At 69.6% G+C, this 16,602-nt stretch carries 17 protein-coding genes; 5 read left to right on the top strand and 12 right to left on the bottom strand.

The features are described from left to right. Window position 1: 1 nt before the first annotated feature. The 5 genes from AB0M82_RS35740 to AB0M82_RS35720 all read right to left on the bottom strand — a co-directional run bounded on the left by AB0M82_RS35740 (window position 2) and on the right by AB0M82_RS35720 (window position 5,606). Window positions 2-1,000 carry a dipeptide ABC transporter ATP-binding protein gene (locus AB0M82_RS35740; RefSeq protein ID WP_364731725.1) on the bottom strand — a complete coding sequence of 333 codons (999 nt, stop codon included), beginning with the start codon at window positions 998-1,000 and terminating at the stop codon, window positions 2-4. Then, window positions 993-1,991 (bottom strand): ABC transporter ATP-binding protein, encoded by a 999-nt coding sequence (locus AB0M82_RS35735; protein ID WP_364731723.1) that lies wholly within the window; start codon window positions 1,989-1,991, stop codon window positions 993-995. The genes AB0M82_RS35740 and AB0M82_RS35735 overlap by 8 nt, the downstream gene beginning before the upstream one ends. A 5-nt stretch (window positions 1,992-1,996) precedes the next feature. Then, window positions 1,997-2,950 (bottom strand): ABC transporter permease, encoded by a 954-nt coding sequence (locus AB0M82_RS35730; protein WP_364731720.1) that lies wholly within the window; start codon window positions 2,948-2,950, stop codon window positions 1,997-1,999. Continuing rightward, window positions 2,943-3,872, bottom strand: a complete 930-nt coding sequence (locus tag AB0M82_RS35725) for an ABC transporter permease (RefSeq protein ID WP_364731718.1) — start codon at window positions 3,870-3,872, stop codon at window positions 2,943-2,945. Before AB0M82_RS35725 ends, AB0M82_RS35730 begins: the two co-directional genes overlap by 8 nt. Before the next feature lie 108 nt (window positions 3,873-3,980). Beyond that, a complete protein-coding gene (locus AB0M82_RS35720; RefSeq protein ID WP_364731715.1) occupies window positions 3,981-5,606 on the bottom strand; it encodes an ABC transporter substrate-binding protein in 1,626 nt (541 codons plus the stop codon). A 384-nt stretch (window positions 5,607-5,990) separates the two neighbouring features. Between AB0M82_RS35720 and AB0M82_RS35715 the strand changes: the two genes are divergently transcribed. After that, a complete protein-coding gene (locus AB0M82_RS35715; RefSeq protein ID WP_364731713.1) occupies window positions 5,991-6,224 on the top strand; it encodes a DUF6355 family natural product biosynthesis protein in 234 nt (77 codons plus the stop codon). Between the two features lie 29 nt (window positions 6,225-6,253). Here the strand turns inward: AB0M82_RS35715 and AB0M82_RS35710 are convergent, their stop codons facing one another. The 6 genes from AB0M82_RS35710 to AB0M82_RS35685 form a co-directional block, all read right to left on the bottom strand. Beyond that, on the bottom strand, window positions 6,254-7,207 hold the full coding sequence (locus AB0M82_RS35710) for a Ppx/GppA phosphatase family protein (protein ID WP_364731711.1): 954 nt from the start codon (window positions 7,205-7,207) through the stop codon (window positions 6,254-6,256). Between the two features lie 94 nt (window positions 7,208-7,301). Continuing rightward, window positions 7,302-8,465, bottom strand: coding sequence for a lytic murein transglycosylase (locus AB0M82_RS35705; protein ID WP_364731709.1), 1,164 nt, complete (start codon window positions 8,463-8,465; stop codon window positions 7,302-7,304). A 65-nt stretch (window positions 8,466-8,530) separates the two neighbouring features. Beyond that, on the bottom strand, window positions 8,531-9,040 hold the full coding sequence (locus AB0M82_RS35700; protein ID WP_364731707.1) for a DUF501 domain-containing protein: 510 nt from the start codon (window positions 9,038-9,040) through the stop codon (window positions 8,531-8,533). A gap of 141 nt (window positions 9,041-9,181) precedes the next feature. After that, window positions 9,182-9,733 carry a septum formation initiator family protein gene (locus AB0M82_RS35695; protein ID WP_364731704.1) on the bottom strand — a complete coding sequence of 184 codons (552 nt, stop codon included), beginning with the start codon at window positions 9,731-9,733 and terminating at the stop codon, window positions 9,182-9,184. Between the two features lie 6 nt (window positions 9,734-9,739). After that, entirely contained in the window at window positions 9,740-11,026 is a 1,287-nt protein-coding gene (gene eno / locus AB0M82_RS35690; RefSeq protein ID WP_364731702.1) for a phosphopyruvate hydratase, read from the bottom strand. Window positions 11,027-11,128: 102 nt separating this feature from the next. Beyond that, a complete protein-coding gene (locus AB0M82_RS35685) occupies window positions 11,129-11,590 on the bottom strand; it encodes a VOC family protein (RefSeq protein ID WP_364731700.1) in 462 nt (153 codons plus the stop codon). A 73-nt stretch (window positions 11,591-11,663) separates the two neighbouring features. Between AB0M82_RS35685 and AB0M82_RS35680 the strand changes: the two genes are divergently transcribed. Then, the gene (locus tag AB0M82_RS35680; RefSeq protein ID WP_364731698.1) at window positions 11,664-12,068 is read left to right on the top strand and encodes a tetratricopeptide repeat protein; all 405 of its coding nucleotides are present in this window, start codon (window positions 11,664-11,666) and stop codon (window positions 12,066-12,068) included. 224 nt (window positions 12,069-12,292) lie between these two features. On the opposite strand, the gene AB0M82_RS35675 is transcribed toward AB0M82_RS35680, so the two are convergent. Further along, entirely contained in the window at window positions 12,293-13,039 is a 747-nt protein-coding gene (locus tag AB0M82_RS35675; RefSeq protein ID WP_364731835.1) for a murein transglycosylase, read from the bottom strand. Between the two features lie 368 nt (window positions 13,040-13,407). On the opposite strand from AB0M82_RS35675, the gene efeU reads away from it, so the two are divergent. The 3 genes from efeU to efeB form a co-directional block, all read left to right on the top strand. Next, window positions 13,408-14,250, top strand: a complete 843-nt coding sequence (gene efeU, locus AB0M82_RS35670; protein ID WP_364731696.1) for an iron uptake transporter permease EfeU — start codon at window positions 13,408-13,410, stop codon at window positions 14,248-14,250. After that, window positions 14,247-15,398, top strand: a complete 1,152-nt coding sequence (gene efeO, locus AB0M82_RS35665; RefSeq protein WP_364731693.1) for an iron uptake system protein EfeO — start codon at window positions 14,247-14,249, stop codon at window positions 15,396-15,398. Before efeU ends, efeO begins: the two co-directional genes overlap by 4 nt. Next, a partial coding sequence (gene efeB / locus AB0M82_RS35660; protein WP_364731691.1) for an iron uptake transporter deferrochelatase/peroxidase subunit occupies window positions 15,395-16,602 on the top strand: 1,208 nt, incomplete at its 3' end. The genes efeO and efeB, both read left to right, overlap by 4 nt.

The raw sequence follows: 16,602 nt of genomic DNA, 5'->3' as shown, positions 1-16,602 counted from the left end.
GTTATGGAACAACCGACTTCGGCTCCGCGAAGTGACAAGCTGACAAGTGCCCGTCCGTCCTGGGGACCAGCTCCGGTACTTCCGACGCGCACCGGTCCTCGGCCTTCCAGCACCGCGTGCGGAACCGGCACCCGGACGGCGGATCCAGGGGACTCGGCACGTCCCCGGTCAGCCGGATCACCTGCCGCCGCCCGCGCACCGCCGGATCCGCCACCGGCACCGCGGAAAGCAGCGCCTGGGTGTACGGGTGGGACGGTCGTTCGTAGATCTCCTCGTCGGTGCCGATCTCGACGATCCTGCCGAGGTACATCACCGCGACCCGGTTGGACAGGTGCCGCACCACCGAAAGGTCGTGCGCGATGAACACGTAGGACAGCCCGAACTCGCCCTGCAGGTCACCGAGCAGGTTCATCACCTGCGCCTGGATCGAGACGTCCAACGCGGACACCGGCTCGTCGCAGATGATCACCTTCGGCCGCAGGGCCAGCGCCCGCGCGATGCCGATGCGCTGGCGCTGCCCGCCGGAGAACTGGTGGGGGTACCGGTTGAGGTGCTCCGGGTTGAGCCCGACGACGTCCAGCAGCTCCCGCACCTTGCCCGCCCGCGATCCTCTGGGCGCGACCTCGGAATGGATCTCGAACGGCTCGCCGACGATGTCGCCGACCGTCATCCGCGGGTTCAGCGAGGTGTACGGGTCCTGCAGCACGATCTGGATCTCGCGCCGCAGCTTGCGCAGCTCGGCCCCGCGCATCGCGAAGATGTCGCGGCCTTCGAACTTCGCGCTGCCACCGGTCGGCTCCTCCAGGCGCATCAGCACCTGGGCGAGCGTCGACTTCCCGCAGCCGGACTCGCCGACGACGCCGAGCGTCTCGCCCGGCATCAGGTCGAACGAGACGCCGTCGACGGCCTTGACCTGGCCGATCGTGCGCTTGAACAGGATGCCGGTGCGCACCGGGAAGTACTTCGTCAGGTCGCTGACGGAGAGAACAGGTTCAGGCACGGGAGTTCACCACCACTTCTTCGGCGAAGTGGCACGCGCTCGTCCGGCCGAAGCCGATCGCGTGCGCCGGCGGGACTTCCTCGGCACAGCGCGCTTCGGCCCGTTTGCAGCGTGGGTGGAACGCGCAGCCCGGCGGGATGTCGAGGAGGCTGGGCGGCAGGCCCTTGATGGTTTCCAGCGTCTGTCCTTTGAGGTCGAGCCGGGGCAGGGAGTCCATCAGCGCGGCGGTGTAGGGGTGGGCCGGCGCGCGGAACAGCTCGGTGACGTCGGCCTGCTCGACGATCCGGCCCGCGTACATCACCGCGATCCGGTCGGCGACCTCGGCGACCACGGCCAGGTCGTGGGTGATGAGGACGAGCCCCATCTTCCGTTCCGCCTGGATCTCGGCCAGCAGGTCCATGATCTGGGCCTGCACGGTGACGTCGAGCGCGGTGGTCGGCTCGTCCGCGATGAGCAGGTCCGGGTCGAGCGCGAGCGACATCGCGATCATCGCGCGCTGGCGCATGCCGCCGGAGAACTGGTGCAGGTAGTCCTTGATCCGCCGGTCCGCGGCCGGGATGCGCACGATGTCGAGCAGTTCGATCGCGCGCTTGCGAGCGTCCTTCTTGGACATTCCGAGCCGCACGCGCAGCTGCTCCTCGATCTGGAAGCCCACGGTGAAGACCGGGTTCAACGCCGAGAGCGCGTCCTGGAAGATCATCGCGATCTCGCTGCCGCGCACCTCGCGACGGCGTTCGTCGGACGCCTTCAGCAGGTCTTCGCCGCGCCAGCGCACGGCGCCGCCGGTGATCACGCCGGGCGGCATGTCGAGGATGCCCATCACGGTCTGCGCCGTGACGCTCTTGCCGGAGCCGGACTCGCCGAGCACGGCCAGCGTCTCACCGGCGTGCACCGAGTAGCCGACGCCGTTGAGCACGTTCGCCACCCCGTCGGAGGTGCGGAACTCGACGTGCAGATCCTCTACTTCGAGCAGGAGTTCGTTGTCGGACAAGGGAGCTACCTCGACTTCGGATCGAGCGCGTCGCGGATGCCGTCACCCAGCATCACGAAGGCCAGCACGGTCAGGGTGACGAAGGCGCCGGGGAACAGCAGCATGTGCGGATCGGCGCGGAAGTAGTCCCGCGAGTCGCTGATCATCACGCCCCACGAGATCACCGGCGCGCGCACGCCGATGCCGAGGTAGGCCAGCGTCGCCTCGGCGCCGATGAACGCGCCGAGCGCGATGGTGGCGTACACCAGCACCGGCGCGATCGTGTTGGGCAACAGGTGCCGGAAGATGATCCGGGGCGTGCTCGCGCCGAGGCCGCGCGCGGCCTTGACGTAGTCGAGCTGCTTCGCCACCAGCGTCGCCGAGCGCATGATCCGCATGGCCACCGGCCAGCTCAGCACCGCGATCGAGCAGACGACCTGGACGATGATCGTGACCGCGCCGGGGTTGGCGCCGGGCGCGTTGAACGTCGTCAGGATGACGATCGCGCCGAGCACGAACGGCAGCCCGGCGAAGATGTCGCCGAACCGCGACAGCAGGCTGTCGACGAACCGCCCGTAGTAGCCGGCGAAGATGCCGACCAGTGAGCCGAACAGCACCGTCAGCAGCGTCGAGAACACGCCGACCAGCAGGGACGCGCGGGTGCCGTAGATCGTGCGGGCGTACACGTCGGCGCCCTGGTTGTCGTAGCCGAACCAGGCTTCCGCCGAGGGGCCTTCGTTGGCGTGCGTCAGATCGCTGAAGCCGGCGTCGCGCGAGCTGAAGAGGCCGGGCGCGATCGCGATCAGCACGATCAGGGCGATGATCAGGGCGGAGGCGACGAACGCCGGCTTGCGCCGCAGCTGGCGCCACGCGTCGCCCCACAGGCTGCGGGGTTTGTGCGGGCCGGTGGCGGAGTCGTCGACGCGGGACAGCTCGGCCGCGTCGGCCCCGCCGCCGCCCACCAGGTTCGGGTCAGTCATAACGGATCCTCGGGTCGAGAACGGCGTACAGGAGGTCGACGAGCAGGCTCATCAGCAGGTACACCAGCACCAGCAGCACGACGACGCCGACGACGGTCGCGCTCTCGCGGTTCTGGATGCCGCGGAAGATGAGCCCGCCCAAGCCGTTGATGTTGAACACGCCCTCGGTGACGATCGCGCCGCCCATCAGGGCGCCGAGGTCGGTGCCGAGGAACGTGAGCACCGGGATCACCGAGTTGCGGAGGAGGTGGACACCGACGACGCGGCTGGTCGGCAGCCCCTTGGCGATCGCCGTCCGCACGTAGTCGGCGCGGCGGTTTTCGGCGATGCTCGTTCTCGACAGCCGCGCGACGTAGGCCATGGACAGGCTGCCGAGCGCGATGCCGGGCACGATGAGCTCGCCGACGCTCGGGTCGGCCGACACGCTCGCTTCGATCAGGCCGAGGCCGTTGGTGCCCAGGGCGAGCTGCAGCACGATCGCCGTGACGAAGACCGGCAGCGAGATCAGGAAGGTGGTCGAGACCAGCACCAGGTTGTCGAGGAACCCTTTGCCGCGCAGGCCGGTCAGCACGCCGGCGGTGAGCCCGATGACCGCTTCGATGACCACCGCGATCACGGCAAGGCGCAGCGTGATCGGGTACGAGGTGGCGATCAGCTCGCCCACCGAGGTGCCGTTGAAGGTTTCGCCCCAGTCGCCGGTGAACAGGCTCCCGAGGTACTTGAAGTACTGGACGAAGAGGTTGTCGTCCAGGTGGAACTTCTCGGTCATCGCGGCGATGTAGGCCGGCGGGCAGGCGACCTGGCCGCACTTGCCGGAGAAGGGGTCGCCGGGCACGGCCCAGACTAGGACGTAGATGAGGAACGTGGTGCCGAAGAACACCGGGACCAGCTGGAGCAGCCGTCGCAGGACATAGCGGATCATGACGAGTTCCTAGTGCGCGCCGGCCGTCGTGAGTGAGAAACAGCGTGAGAACACTGTTTCTCACTCACGACGGCGTGGTGGTGGTTGCGGCAGGTCAGCGCGTCACCACTACTTCTTGAGGACCTCGATGGACGGGTAGTCCGGCATGCGCCGGAAGTCCAGGGCCGCGGACTTGAGGTTCTTCGACTTCGCCGCGGTGCCCTTCTCGTCCCACACCGGGATCGTCGGCAGATCCTTCGCGATCAGGTCCTCGGCCTGCTGGTACAGCTTGACCGCGGCGTCCTTGTCGACGGTCGAGTCCGCTTGCGCGAGGAGGGCGTCCACCTGCGGGTTGGAGTACGTCGAGTCGTTCGAGGACCCGCCGGTCTTGTAGATCGGGTTGAGGAAGTCCTCGATGGACGGGTAGTCCGCCGACCAGTCCGAGCGGCCCATGCCGGTGAGCTTGTGGCCGTTCACGATGCTGCGCCACTGGCCGAAGTCGGTCGCGGGCACGAAGTCGCACTCGACACCGAGGGTGTTCTTGATGCTGTTGCACGCCGCGACCAGCGGTTCCTTGCGGCCACCGTCCGCGTTGGACGCGATGGTCAGCTTGCCCTTGAAGCCGGACTTCTGGAAGGCCTCCTTGGCCGCCGCCGGGTCGAACTTGCAGAACTGGCAGACGCCGGGACGCGCACCGGGGATGCCCTGCGAGATGTATCCGTCCGCCGGCACGTAGGTGTCGTTCATGACGGTTTTGGTGATCTGCGCGCGGTCGATCGCCATCGAGATGGCCTTGCGCAGGTCGAGGTTGTTGTAGCCGGGCACGTAGTACGGGATGTTGATGGTGCTGATCCCGAGCAGGTGGCCGGTCACCAGCCGGTCGCCGAGGTCGGCCTTGTACTTGCCGCCGGCGACCGCCGACGGCGGCAGCGCCTCCATGAAGTCGAGCCGCCCGCTCAGCAGGTCCTGGTAGGCGGTCTCCTGGCTGGCGTAGATCTTGATGTCGAGGTTCTTGAACTTGACCTTGTCGTCACCCTTGTAGTCGTCGAAGCGGGTGAGCTTGATGTCCTGGTTGGGCGTCCGCGAGACGAACTTGAGCGGGCCGTTGCCGATCGGGTGCTGCTCGAAGGCCGGGCGGTCCTTGAAGAACACGTCGGGCAGCGGCGCGAAGGCCTGGTAACCGACCTTGATGTCGAACACCGAGAACGGCGCGTTCAGCGTCACCTGGAACTCGTAGTCGCCCTTCACGACCAGCCCGGACATTCCCTCGGTGGACGGCTTGGCGTTCTTGTCTTCGGGGTGGACGTCGGCGTAGCCCTGGATGTTCGAGAAGAAGTCGGTGTTGAGCTGGCCATTCGGCGCGTAGGCGCCGAAGTTCCAGGCGTCGGTGAAGTTGCGCGCCTTCACCTCAGTGCCGTCGTGGAACTTCCAGCCCTGCTTGATCTTGATGTCGTAGACCTTGGAATCGGTCGTGGTGATCGACTCCGCCATCAGGTTGAAGGGCTTCGCGTCCGCGCCCTTGAACCCGACCAGGGTGGCGAACATCGGCTGGACCGCCTTGGTGCCGCCCAGGTCGTTGATGTTGGTCGGGACCAGCGCGTTCTCCGGTTCGGTGCCGTAGACGCTGACTGTGCCGTCCGGGTCCGTCTCGCCGGCGCCCGCGGAGCTGCCCGATCCACCGCCGCACGCGGTCAGCACGAGCGCCAGCGAGGTCATCACCACCGTGGGTCCCCAGAGCCTGCGCGAACGACGCATGATCCCCTCCATATCCGTGACGTCCAAAAGGTGAGACGCACGCTATCGGGGGCGGCGAAGCCGATCACAGGACTGCGGTGTTGCAAATCAGTGACGACCGTCGGGACCACCTGGTTGGAGGACAACAAACGTAGGAATCCGGATACGCCGGATGGCCTAGCGCGGACAGCTGGTCATCGCCCGCTCACCCACGGTTTGCGTTGCGGCACAAGCTCTTTCGAGCGGCCGAACGGTCGGTCGGCCGCGCACGTCATGAAAGGGGTCGGTCATGACGTCCGGCGTCATGAACGACCCTTCAAGGCCGGGTAGTTCCCCTGCCGCGCAAGCGGTCAACGGAAGGCCGTGAATCCGGGCCAATCCTTGCTGGCAGGGGCACCGGCGGCGATGGCGAGCACCACGGTCTCGGCGGCGCCGGGCACGGCACGGACCACCGCCGCGTGCGGCTATCGCGAGGAATACCCGTTCACGTACTGGTACAACTGCCGGTCCACGAACGTCAAGATCCGCGTCGACGTGCTCGCGTACCCGGATTACGACTACTGCACGCTGCCTGGCGACAATCTCCTCGACAGCGGCTCCACGCGAACCCGGGGCGCACGGGAGATCGGCGGTTGCTGACCGGCTGGGGTGCGTGCCGGCGCGGCAGCTCAGACGAGGGAGAGGGCGATGCCGTCGAGGATGTCGTGCTCGCTGACGACCAGCTCGGTCGGGCCGCCGCGGGCCGCGAACTGCTCGGCGAGGGTCTGGACCACCACCGCGCCGCCGCCGATCACGTCGACGCGGCCCGGGTGGATCACCGGATTGGCCGCGCGGGTGGCGTGGTCGCTCTGCAGCAGCTCCGTCGCGAGGCGGTCGATGTCCGCCGCGCTCAATGTGGACAGGTGCACCCGCTCGCTGTCGTACTCCGGCAACCCCAGCGCGATCGCCGACAGCGTCGTCACCGTGCCCGCGACCCCCATCCACGTGCGGGCGCGGGCGACGTCGACGACGTCGAACGCGTCGGTGAGCACCTTGCCGGCCAGGTCACGGGCGGCGGCGATCTCGTCGGCGGTCGGCGGGTCGCTCTTCAGCGCGCGCTCGGTGATCCGGACGCAGCCGATGTCGACGGACTTCGCGGCGAGCACCTCGGCCTGCCTGCCGTCCCAGGTGCCGAGGACCAGCTCGGTCGAGCCGCCGCCGACGTCGACCACGACGAAGGGGCCGTCGTCCGGGTCCTGCTCCCCGACGGCGCCGGTGAAGCTGAGGCGCGCCTCTTCGTCACCGCTGATCACCTCGGCCTCGACGCCGAGGGTTTCGCGGGTCATGCGGAAGAAGTCGTCGCGGTTCTTCGCGTCGCGGGTGGCGGAGGTGGCGACCATCCGCACCTTTTCGACGCCCTTGCGCCGCGCGGCGACCGTGTAGTCGGCGAGGGCGGCTTGCGTCCGCTCCAGCGCTTCCGGAGCGAGCCTGCCGGTGGCGTCGACGCCCTGGCCGAGGCGGACGATCCGCATCTCGCGGTGCAGGTCGCGCAGGTCGACCGTGCCGTCGTGGCGCGGCGTCAGCTCGGCGACGAGCAGGCGGATGGAGTTGGTCCCACAGTCGATCGCGGCAACACGAGGCATGCGATCACCCTAACCGGCCCGCCACTTTCCCTATGAAAGTGCCACTCGCGGGGGCCCGAAACGCAGCTTTCCCTAGGAAAGTGACGCTTGCGCCTCAGCCGGGTGGGAGCGTGGTCGTGGTCGGGGTGGTCGTCGTGCTGACCGAGGTGACCGTCGCTCCGCAGGTCGGTGTCGGGGTCGGCGACGGTGAGGTCTCACCGGTGGGCGTCGTCGGGTTCGTGGTCGGCGACGGCTCGGTCGTGGTGCTCGTGACCGTCGTCGTGGTGACTGTCGTCGTCGGGGAGGCGCACGACACCGAGGGCTTGGTCGTCGGCGACGTCGTCGTGCCCGGTGTCGTCGGCGGCGGGCTCGTCGGCGTCGTGGCCGGGACCGGTGGCGGCGGGATCGACGGCGGAGCCGGCGCCAGGGCCGCGTTCGGGGCGCCGATCGGCACCGTGCTGTCCGGCACCTGCATGATCCCGTTGCGGTAGGCCTCGGCCCAGAGGATCACCGTGTTCACGTACGTGTCGGAGTTGTTGTACCGGTGGAGCGCGCCGCGCAGCTGGTCCGGGTTCGCCAGGTCGAACCCGCCGGAGCAGAGGTAGCGGCCGGTGGCGAGCGCCGCGTCGAAGATGTTGTTCGGGTCGGACTTGCCGTCGCCGTTGCCGTCGGAGGCGTAGGCCTTCCACGTCGACGGGATGAACTGGGTCGGGCCGACCGCGCGGTCCCACACGACGTCGGTGTCGAGCACGCCCTGATCGGTGTCCGGGATCGCGGCGAACCCGCCCTGGCCGTCGAGCTGCGGGCCGAGGATCGGTTCGCGGGTGGTGCCCTGCGCGTCGACGTAGCCGCCGCGCGCGTGGTTGGACTCGATCCGGCCGATGCTGGCGATCAGCGCCCAGTCGACGTGGCAGGCGGGCTGCTCGCGGCCGAGGACGTCGGCGGCGTTCTTGTACGCGGCGAGCGCGGTGGCCGGGATGCCGAGGGGGCCGTCGGGCAGTTCGTAGGCCGGCAGCGGCAGCGGGGTGGGGGTGCCGGGGAGCGTGCCGTCGACGGCGATCTGCTGGGCGGCGGCGTGGCCGGGGTCGTAGCCCTGGCCGAGCGAGGCATCCCGGGTGTGGTCACCGCTGCCGCCGAGCCAGCCGAGGGTGCCACCGCCGGCGAGCAGCGCGGGGATCACGGCGAAGATGCCGGCGACCAGCGGGTACGCGGTGCGGTGGCGGATCCCGAATCTTCGGGCGTAGCTCCCGACTGCGTCTGGCAGTCGCCGCACGCGCATAGCTCGAACCCCTCCTGGCCGGATCGGTCACCCGGACCAGTTTATCGCTTTACGCGCCGCTGGCGTTACGCGGCGCAGTCACCCGATGGCCACCCGTTCGTCTTGAGGAGCGCCAGGGTCTCGTCGCCGAAGGGGTTGACGCCGGGACCGACCGCGAGCGAGTGGGCCACGTGCACGTGCAGGCACTTGACGCGCCCGGGCATGCCCCCGGCGGTGACCTGGTGGCCGAGCGGCTCGATCGCGTCGCGCTCGGCGAGGTAGGTCTCGTGGCAGCGCTGGTACTGCGCGGCCAGGTCCGGATCGGTGGCGAGCCGCTCGGTCATTTCCTTCATGATCCCGGACGCCTCGATCGTGCCGATCATCGAGTTCAGCTTCGGGCAGGTGAGGTAGTAGAGGGTCGGGAACGGCGTGCCGTTCTCCAGCCGCGGGCTGGTCTGCACCACGGACGGGTGCCCGCTCGGGCATCGGGCGGCAACGGCGCGCAACGCCCGCGGCGGCCGCCCGAGCTGCTCCGCGATGATCTCGCGGTCGGCGTCGGTGACGGGCTCGAACCGGTGCTGCTGCGTGCTGTTCACCCGCTCAAGGTTAATGCGTGGGCCCCGCCACCCGGCCCGCGCCCCAAGCGCCCCAATGTGGCTTTGGGTGCGTTGGACGCACCCAAAGTGGCATTCGGTGCGCTGGACGCAACCAACGCCACATTGGGGCGCATGAAAACCTCAGCCGCCGGAGACCTGGTTCCAGAGGTTCTCGTACCAGGAGCCGCCCGTGGCCGGCTGCTGGCCCGCCGGCGGGGCCGAGTCCGGCGCCTTGTCCTCGGGCAGCTGGACGATGTACGGCGTTTCGCCCGGCTTGACGTACCGCAGCCGCCGCCGGGCTTCGGCCTCGATCTGCGCGGGGTCGCTCAGCTCCGCCTTGCGGCCTTGGAGCTGAGCGACCTCCTGCTGCAGCTGAGCCTGCTGCGCCTGCTGTTCGCGGACCTCGGTCCGCTGGGAGAGGTACGTGCGCAGGGGCACGGCGATGGTGAACGCCAGCGCGCACACCACGATCGCCACCACCGCCGCGCGGCGGGTGGTGGACATGCCGAGCACCTTCGCCGCGCCCGACGCCCGCTTCGCCGCCAGGCCCCGGCGCAGCCGGTCCCTGGTGGTCTCGACGTCGCCGGTGCGCCGCCGCGCCGCTTCGGGACGGCGGGCCCGGGCGGGCCCGCCGGTCCGCGAATCCCCGCCGCCACCGCGGCGGTTGCGCGTCGTTCTCCCCCGGTCCGCCATGGGCGATCAGGCCTCGGCGCTGAACCGCGGGAAGGCCAGCTCGCCGGCGTACCGGGCGGCGTCACCGAGGGTCTCCTCGATGCGCAGCAGCTGGTTGTACTTCGCGATCCGCTCGCCGCGGGCCGGGGCGCCGGTCTTGATCTGGCCGACGCCGGTGGCGACCGCCAGGTCGGCGATGAACGTGTCCTCGGTCTCGCCGGAGCGGTGGCTCATCATCGACTTGTAGCCGAACGACGTGGCCAGCGAGATCGCGTCGAGCGTCTCGGACAGGGTGCCGATCTGGTTGACCTTCACCAGCAGCGCGTTGGCGGCGCGGCGGCTGATGCCTTCCTCGAGCCGGTCCGGGTTGGTGACGAAGAGGTCGTCGCCGACGATCTGGACCTTGTCGCCGACCTCGGCGGTCATGGTGACCCAGCCGTCCCAGTCGTCCTCGCTGAGCGGGTCCTCGATCGACACGAGCGGGTAGTTCGCCAGCAGCTCGCCGTAGTAGGCGGACATCTGCTCGGCGCTCTTCTTGCTGCCTTCGAAGGTGTACGCACCGTCGGCGAAGAACTCCGTCGCGGCGACGTCGAGGGCGAGCGCGACGTCGCGGCCCGGGGTGTAGCCGGCCTTCTCGATGGCCTGGAGGATCAGGTCGAGCGCCTCGCGGTTGTTCGCCAGGTTCGGCGCGAAGCCGCCTTCGTCGCCGAGACCGGTCGAGAGCCCGCGGCCCTTCAGCACCGACTTCAGCGAGTGGTAGACCTCGGTGCCCCAGCGCAGGGCCTCGCGGAAGGTCTCCGCGCCGATCGGCGCGATCATGAACTCCTGGACGTCGACGTTGCTGTCCGCGTGCGAACCGCCGTTGAGGATGTTCAGCATCGGGACCGGCAGCACGTGCGCGTTCGGCCCGCCCAGGTAGCGGAACAGCTCCAGCTCGGCCGACTCGGCGGCGGCCTTCGCGACGGCCAGCGAGACGCCGAGGATGGCGTTCGCGCCGAGGCGGGACTTCGCCGGCGTGCCGTCGAGGTCGACCAGCTTCTGGTCGACGATCCGCTGGTCGACGGCTTCGATGCCGACCATCTCCGGGCCGATCTCGTCGAGCACCGCGGCTACCGCGCGCTCGACGCCCTTGCCGTTGTAGCGGCCGGTGTCGCCGTCCCGCAGCTCGACCGCCTCGTGCTCACCGGTCGACGCCCCCGACGGGACCGCGGCCCGCGCCAGGGTGCCGTCGTCGAGAGCCACCTCCACCTCGACCGTCGGGTTGCCGCGCGAGTCCAGAATCTCGCGCGCGCCTACCTGCTCGATGAGAGCCACGCCATGCTCCTCGGTGCTTTGTGCTGTGTCTACGCCGCCTCCGCGGGAAAGAGAGCGTCGGCGGGCCTGCGGTAACGGCCCCAGCCTAGCCGTCGTCGCAGTTCACTCGTCGGAGGACTCACCGCCCGAGCGGACGGCCTGCCAGCCCGGCGGCAGCTCGACGGTCTCGGACGTCTGCTGCCAGAACGTCCAGCTGTTGCCGCCGAGATCCGCGACGGTGAACACCCGCGCGCCGTAGGGCTGGTCCTGCGGCGGCTCCAGCTCGGTCTCGTCGCCGAGCGCGGCCGCGATCCGCTCGTACTGGTCGTCGACGTCGTCGACGTACAGGATGTTGAGCTGGCCGACGGGGCCGTCGACGCCCTTGGCCTGCCAGTAGTCCGGCCCGACGCCCGCGATCTGGATCCGCGCGTCGCCCGCGCACAGCGTCGCCTGGAAGACCTCGCCCGCGGCGTCGCAGAACCGGACTTGCTCGCTGAACCCGAAGACCCTGGTCAGCCAGGCGAGCGCCGCCGTGGCGTCGGCGTAGTAGAGGTAGGGCGCCAGGCCCCGGTACCCGCTGCTCATGACGGCACAGTCCATCACGTCCGTTCGCAGGGCGTGTGCAACCCCCCTCTCCCGAGGTATCGTGGGAGTGACCATGACGGACGCCGCAGCTGCTTCGCAGCCTCCCGAGCAGTCGGGTTTTCATGCCTTCCGTCAGGCCGAAGAGCTGGTCGGCCGTCGTCGTCCGTTGGACGCGCTGAAAGCGTTGCAGCCCCTGCTGGCCTCCGAAGCGGACAAGCCGTCGGTGCACCTGCTGGCCGGGCGCGCGTACTTCCACTCGGCGCAGCTGCGGCGGGCCGAACAGGCTTTCACGCGGGTGCTGGAGCTGGATCCGACGGACCACTATGCCCGGTTCATCCTGGGCCGGACCCTCCAGCGCCTCGGCCGGTTCGTCGAGGCGCTGGCCCAGATGCGGATGGCCTCGGCGATGAACCCGGTCCCGGAGTACCTCGAGGCGATCAACGAGGTCAAGGCGCGTATCGCGCTGCACGAGTCCTGATCGGGGCACCAGGGCCGAACGGCCCGCGCGGGACTGGCCGTTCGGCTGATCCGCACGGGCCCCTCGGCCGATCCGCGACACGCCCTCCGCGGGGGAAGCTGGTGCCAGACCCACTCAGGAGGGACCGGAAATGTCGTTGTTCGTCACGCTTGGTGCTTACGCCGGCTTGCTGCTGCTGGTGCTGATGGCCGTCACGCCGCTGTTCGCGGACCGCGAGCTCTGACTCAGGGCGCGACACTCGCCTCCGCGTAGGCGTCCGCCGCGCTGAAGACGTCCTGGCTGTAAGTCAGGGCCTGGTTGTAGAACAGGATCGCCCGCCACCAGCCCGCCGGCGTGCCCAGGTCGTCGCCGCCCGAGCACAGGAACCGCGCCGCCGTGAAGGCCGCGTCGTCCACGTTCTGCGGGTCCGGTGTGCCGCCGTCGCCGTTCGCGCGCTCCTGGTACTTCTTCCACGTCGACGGCAGGAACTGCATGGGGCCGATCGCGTGGTCCCACGACTTGTCGCCGTCGAGCTTGCCGCCGTCGGTGTCGTGCACCGCCGGCACGCCCGGCGATCCGTCGAGCGGCGGGCCGACGACCGGCTTCACGACGCGGCCGTCCGCGCCGATCGCCGCGAGGTCGAACTCCCCGCGCCCGGTCTCGACCCGGCCGATGCCCGCGAGGGTCGCCCACGAGAGGTGACACGTCGGCCGCTGGCGCTGCATCCACATTTCCGCCCGGCCGTAGGCGGCCAGCACGCGCGCCGGGACGTGCGTCTTGTCCGCGACGCGGGTCGCCCACGCGGTCAGCTCCGCCTGGTCGGACACCTGCGGCCGGTCGACCGGCGCGGCGAGGCCGGCGCGCGGGGCTTCCGCGCCGGGCTGCGGGCGCTGCTCCGGGATGGCCAGCGCCGGTTGTGCCGGCGGCGGCGCGGCCGGCGCGTCCGGGTTCCGGACACCGATGGTGACGACCAGGACCACGCCGGTGAGCACGAGTCCCAGCGCGAGGGCCGCCCGGCCGAGATAACGCCGCGGCGGTCCCCCCGAAGGTGGGGTTTCGGGAGGCGTGACGGTCGGCTGAGCGGTATCGGCCACCCGAACAGGTTACGGACGCACTCAAGGGGACCCCAACAGTCTGACCAGGCAAGCGGAGGGTTAAAACGCCTCCCCCGCCAGCGACATCACACATTTTGTTACCGAGTCGACGCGCAAGGCCCTGACCTGCGGTTACCCTAACCTAACTTCGCTCAGCGATCCCATTTGACCGTTTTATCCTGATCCCTCGGGCGTACGCGCGCTGGACTTACAGGTGAGCCTTACCTAAAACCATCACTGAAGCGAAGGAACAGGGAGGCGGACCGGTGTTGTTCTCGAGCGCGCTGATCGGGCTGCGCGAAGGCCTGGAAGCGGCGCTGGTCGTCAGCATCCTGGTGGCCTTCCTCGTCAAGACCGAGCGGCGGCACGCGCTGCGCTGGGTGTGGCCCGGCGTCGGCGCCGCGGTGGTGCTGTCGGTCGCCGTCGGCGCCATCCTGACCTACACGACCGCCCAGCTGTCCTTCGAGCACCAGGAACTGCTCGGCGGGAGCCTGTCGATCGTCGCGGTCGTGTTCGTCACCGCGATGATCTTCTGGATGCGCAAGGCGGCCAAGAGCATCGCCGCCGAGCTGCGCGGGAAGATGGACGACGCGCTGAACGTCGGCCCGATGGCCGTGCTGCTGCTGTCGTTCCTCGCGGTCGGGCGCGAAGGGCTGGAAACGGCGGTGTTCTTCTACTCCGCCGTCCAGACCGCGCAGTCGGACACCGTGCAGCCGCTGATCGGCTTCGCCGTCGGCATCGCGGCCGCGGTGGTGCTCGCCTACCTGCTCTACAAGGGCGCCGTCCGGTTCAACCTGACCAAGTTCTTCACGGTCACGGGCGTCCTGCTGGTGTTCGTCGCCGCGGGAGTGCTCGGCTACGGCCTGCACGACCTCCAGGAAGCCGCGTTCCTGCCCGGGATCGGCACGCTGGCCTTCGACGCTTCGGCCACGCTCCCCGAAACGTCCTGGTTCGGCGCGCTGCTGAAGGGGATCTTCAACTACTCGCAGCAGACGACCGTGCTGCAGGCCGTCGCCTGGGTCGCCTACGTCGCCATCGTGCTGCCCCTGTTCCTCAAGCCCAGCAAGACCGCGCCGGCACCCGTCGCCGCGGCCGCCTCGAAGGAGTGACCGTGCGCAAGACCCGTCGAACCCCGCTGGCCGTACTGGCCGGCGCCACCGCCCTGGTGGCGCTGACCGCGTGCGACAGCAAGAACGACACCGCGGGCGCCGCCGCGGACGGTGGTCCGATCAAGGTCGAGGCCACCGACACCGCGTGCGCCGTCTCCGCAACCACGGCCAACGCGGGCAACCTGACCTTCGAGATCACCAACAAGGGCACCAAGGTCACCGAGTTCTACCTCTACGCCGAGGGCGACCGGATCATGGGCGAGGTCGAGAACATCGCGCCCGGGCTGAACCGGCGGCTGATCGTCGAGGTCGCCGACGCCGGCAAGTACCAGACCGCGTGCAAGCCGGGCATGGCCGGCAACGGCATCCGCGGCGACTTCACGATCACCGGCGGCGTCGCGAAGCAGGACGACGCCAACTCGCAGAAGGCGCAGGCCACCAAGAGCTACGCGGACTACGTCGCGAACAACACCGCCGCGCTGCAGGACGAGACGGGGAAGTTCGCCGACCTCGTCAAGGCGGGCAAGGTCGACGAGGCGAAGGCCGCGTACGCGCGCACCCGCGTCTACTACGAGCGGATCGAGCCGGTGGCCGAGAAGTTCGGCGACCTGGACCCGGCCATCGACGTCCGCGAAGCCGACCTCGAGCCGAACCAGCAGTTCACCGGGTTCCACCGGCTGGAAAAGGACCTGTTCAAGACCGGCCTGCAGCCCGACAGCCCCCAGATCGCCGACAAGCTGGTGACCGACGTCAAGGACCTGGTCGCGAAGTCCAAGACCATGGAGCTGACCGCGCTCGACCTGGCCAACGGCGCGAAGGAACTCCTCGACGAGGTCGCCACCGGCAAGATCACCGGCGAGGAGGAGGCCTTCTCGCACACCGACCTGTGGGACTTCCAGGCCAACCTGGACGGTTCGAAGGGCGCGATCACCGCGCTGCGGCCGATCCTGCAGGTGAAGGACGCGGCTCTCGTGTCCACTTTGGACAAGGAGTTCGCGAACGTCCAGGGCCTGCTGGACAAGCAGCGCGCGGGCGACGGGTTCAAGCTGTACAACGAGCTGTCCCAGGACCAGGTCAAGGAGTTCGCCGCGGCCGTCGACGCGCTGAGCGAACCGCTGAGCAAGGTTGCGGAGGTCGTCTCCAAGTGACGGCAGAAGAAGGCACGCGCGTTTCGCGGCGGAAGCTGTTCGGCCTGGCGGGCGCGGGTGTCGCGCTCGCCGGGGCGGGGGCCGCCGCCGGCATCGGGATCGACAAGGCGACCGGCGGCAACGCCGAGGCGTCGGTGAACACCGTCGACTTCCACGGCGAGCACCAGGCCGGGATCGTCACGCCGGCGCAGGCCAACCTGCACTTCGCGGCCCTCGACGTCACCACCAAGGACCGCGAGAAGCTGCGGCAGCTGCTGAAGACGTGGACCGAGGCGGCCCGCCGGATGACCGCCGGGCAGGAGGTCGTGCCCGGCGGCGCGATCGGCGGTGACGAGCACGCCCCGCCGGGCGACACCGGCGAGGCGCTCGACCTGCCGGCGGCGAACCTGACGCTGACCATCGGCTTCGGGCCGTCGCTGTTCGACGGCCGGTTCGGCCTCGCGGCCAAGCGGCCGGCGCAGCTGATCGACCTGCCGCTGTTCCCGAAGGACAAGCTCGACCCGGCCCGCAGCGGCGGCGACCTGTGCATCCAGGCCTGCGCGGACGACCCGCAGGTCGCCGTGCACGCGGTCCGCAACCTGGTGCGGCTCGGCTTCGGCGTCACCGCGGTCCGCTGGTCCCAGCTCGGCTTCGGGCGCAGCTCGTCGACTTCGCGCGAGCAGCAGACCCCGCGGAACCTGTTCGGCTTCAAGGACGGCACGAACAACATCAAGGCCGAGGACGCCGACTTCCTGCGCGACCAGGTGTGGGCGCAGGCCGGCGACGGCCAGCCGTGGATGGCCGGCGGCAGCTACCTCGTGGCGCGCCGGATCCGGATGCACATCGAGACCTGGGATCGCGAACCCCTCGAGGGCCAGCAGCAGATCATCGGCCGCACCAAGGGATCGGGCGCCCCGCTCGGCCAGACCGCGGAGTTCGACGAGCTGGACCTGGACGTCGGCGGCGCGGGCGGCGAGAAGGTGATCGCGGAGGACGCGCACGTCCGGCTGGCCTCCCACCAGGCGCTGAACGGGGTGCGGATCCTGCGCCGCGGCTACAACTTCGTCGACGGCTCCGACGGCGTCGGCCACCTGGAGGCGGGGCTGTTCTTCCTGGCGTTCAACCGCGACACCCGGAAGCAGTACGTGCCGATGCAGCAGGCGCTGTCGTCGAAGGACGCGATGATGGAGTACGTCCAGCACACGGGCTCGGCGCACTTCGCGGT

The sequence above is a fragment of the Amycolatopsis sp. NPDC051128 genome (genome assembly GCF_040682715.1).
GTDB lineage: Bacteria > Actinomycetota > Actinomycetes > Mycobacteriales > Pseudonocardiaceae > Amycolatopsis.
Note: the sequence above shows the minus strand (reverse complement) of the source record. Positions and strands in the feature narration are given on the sequence as shown.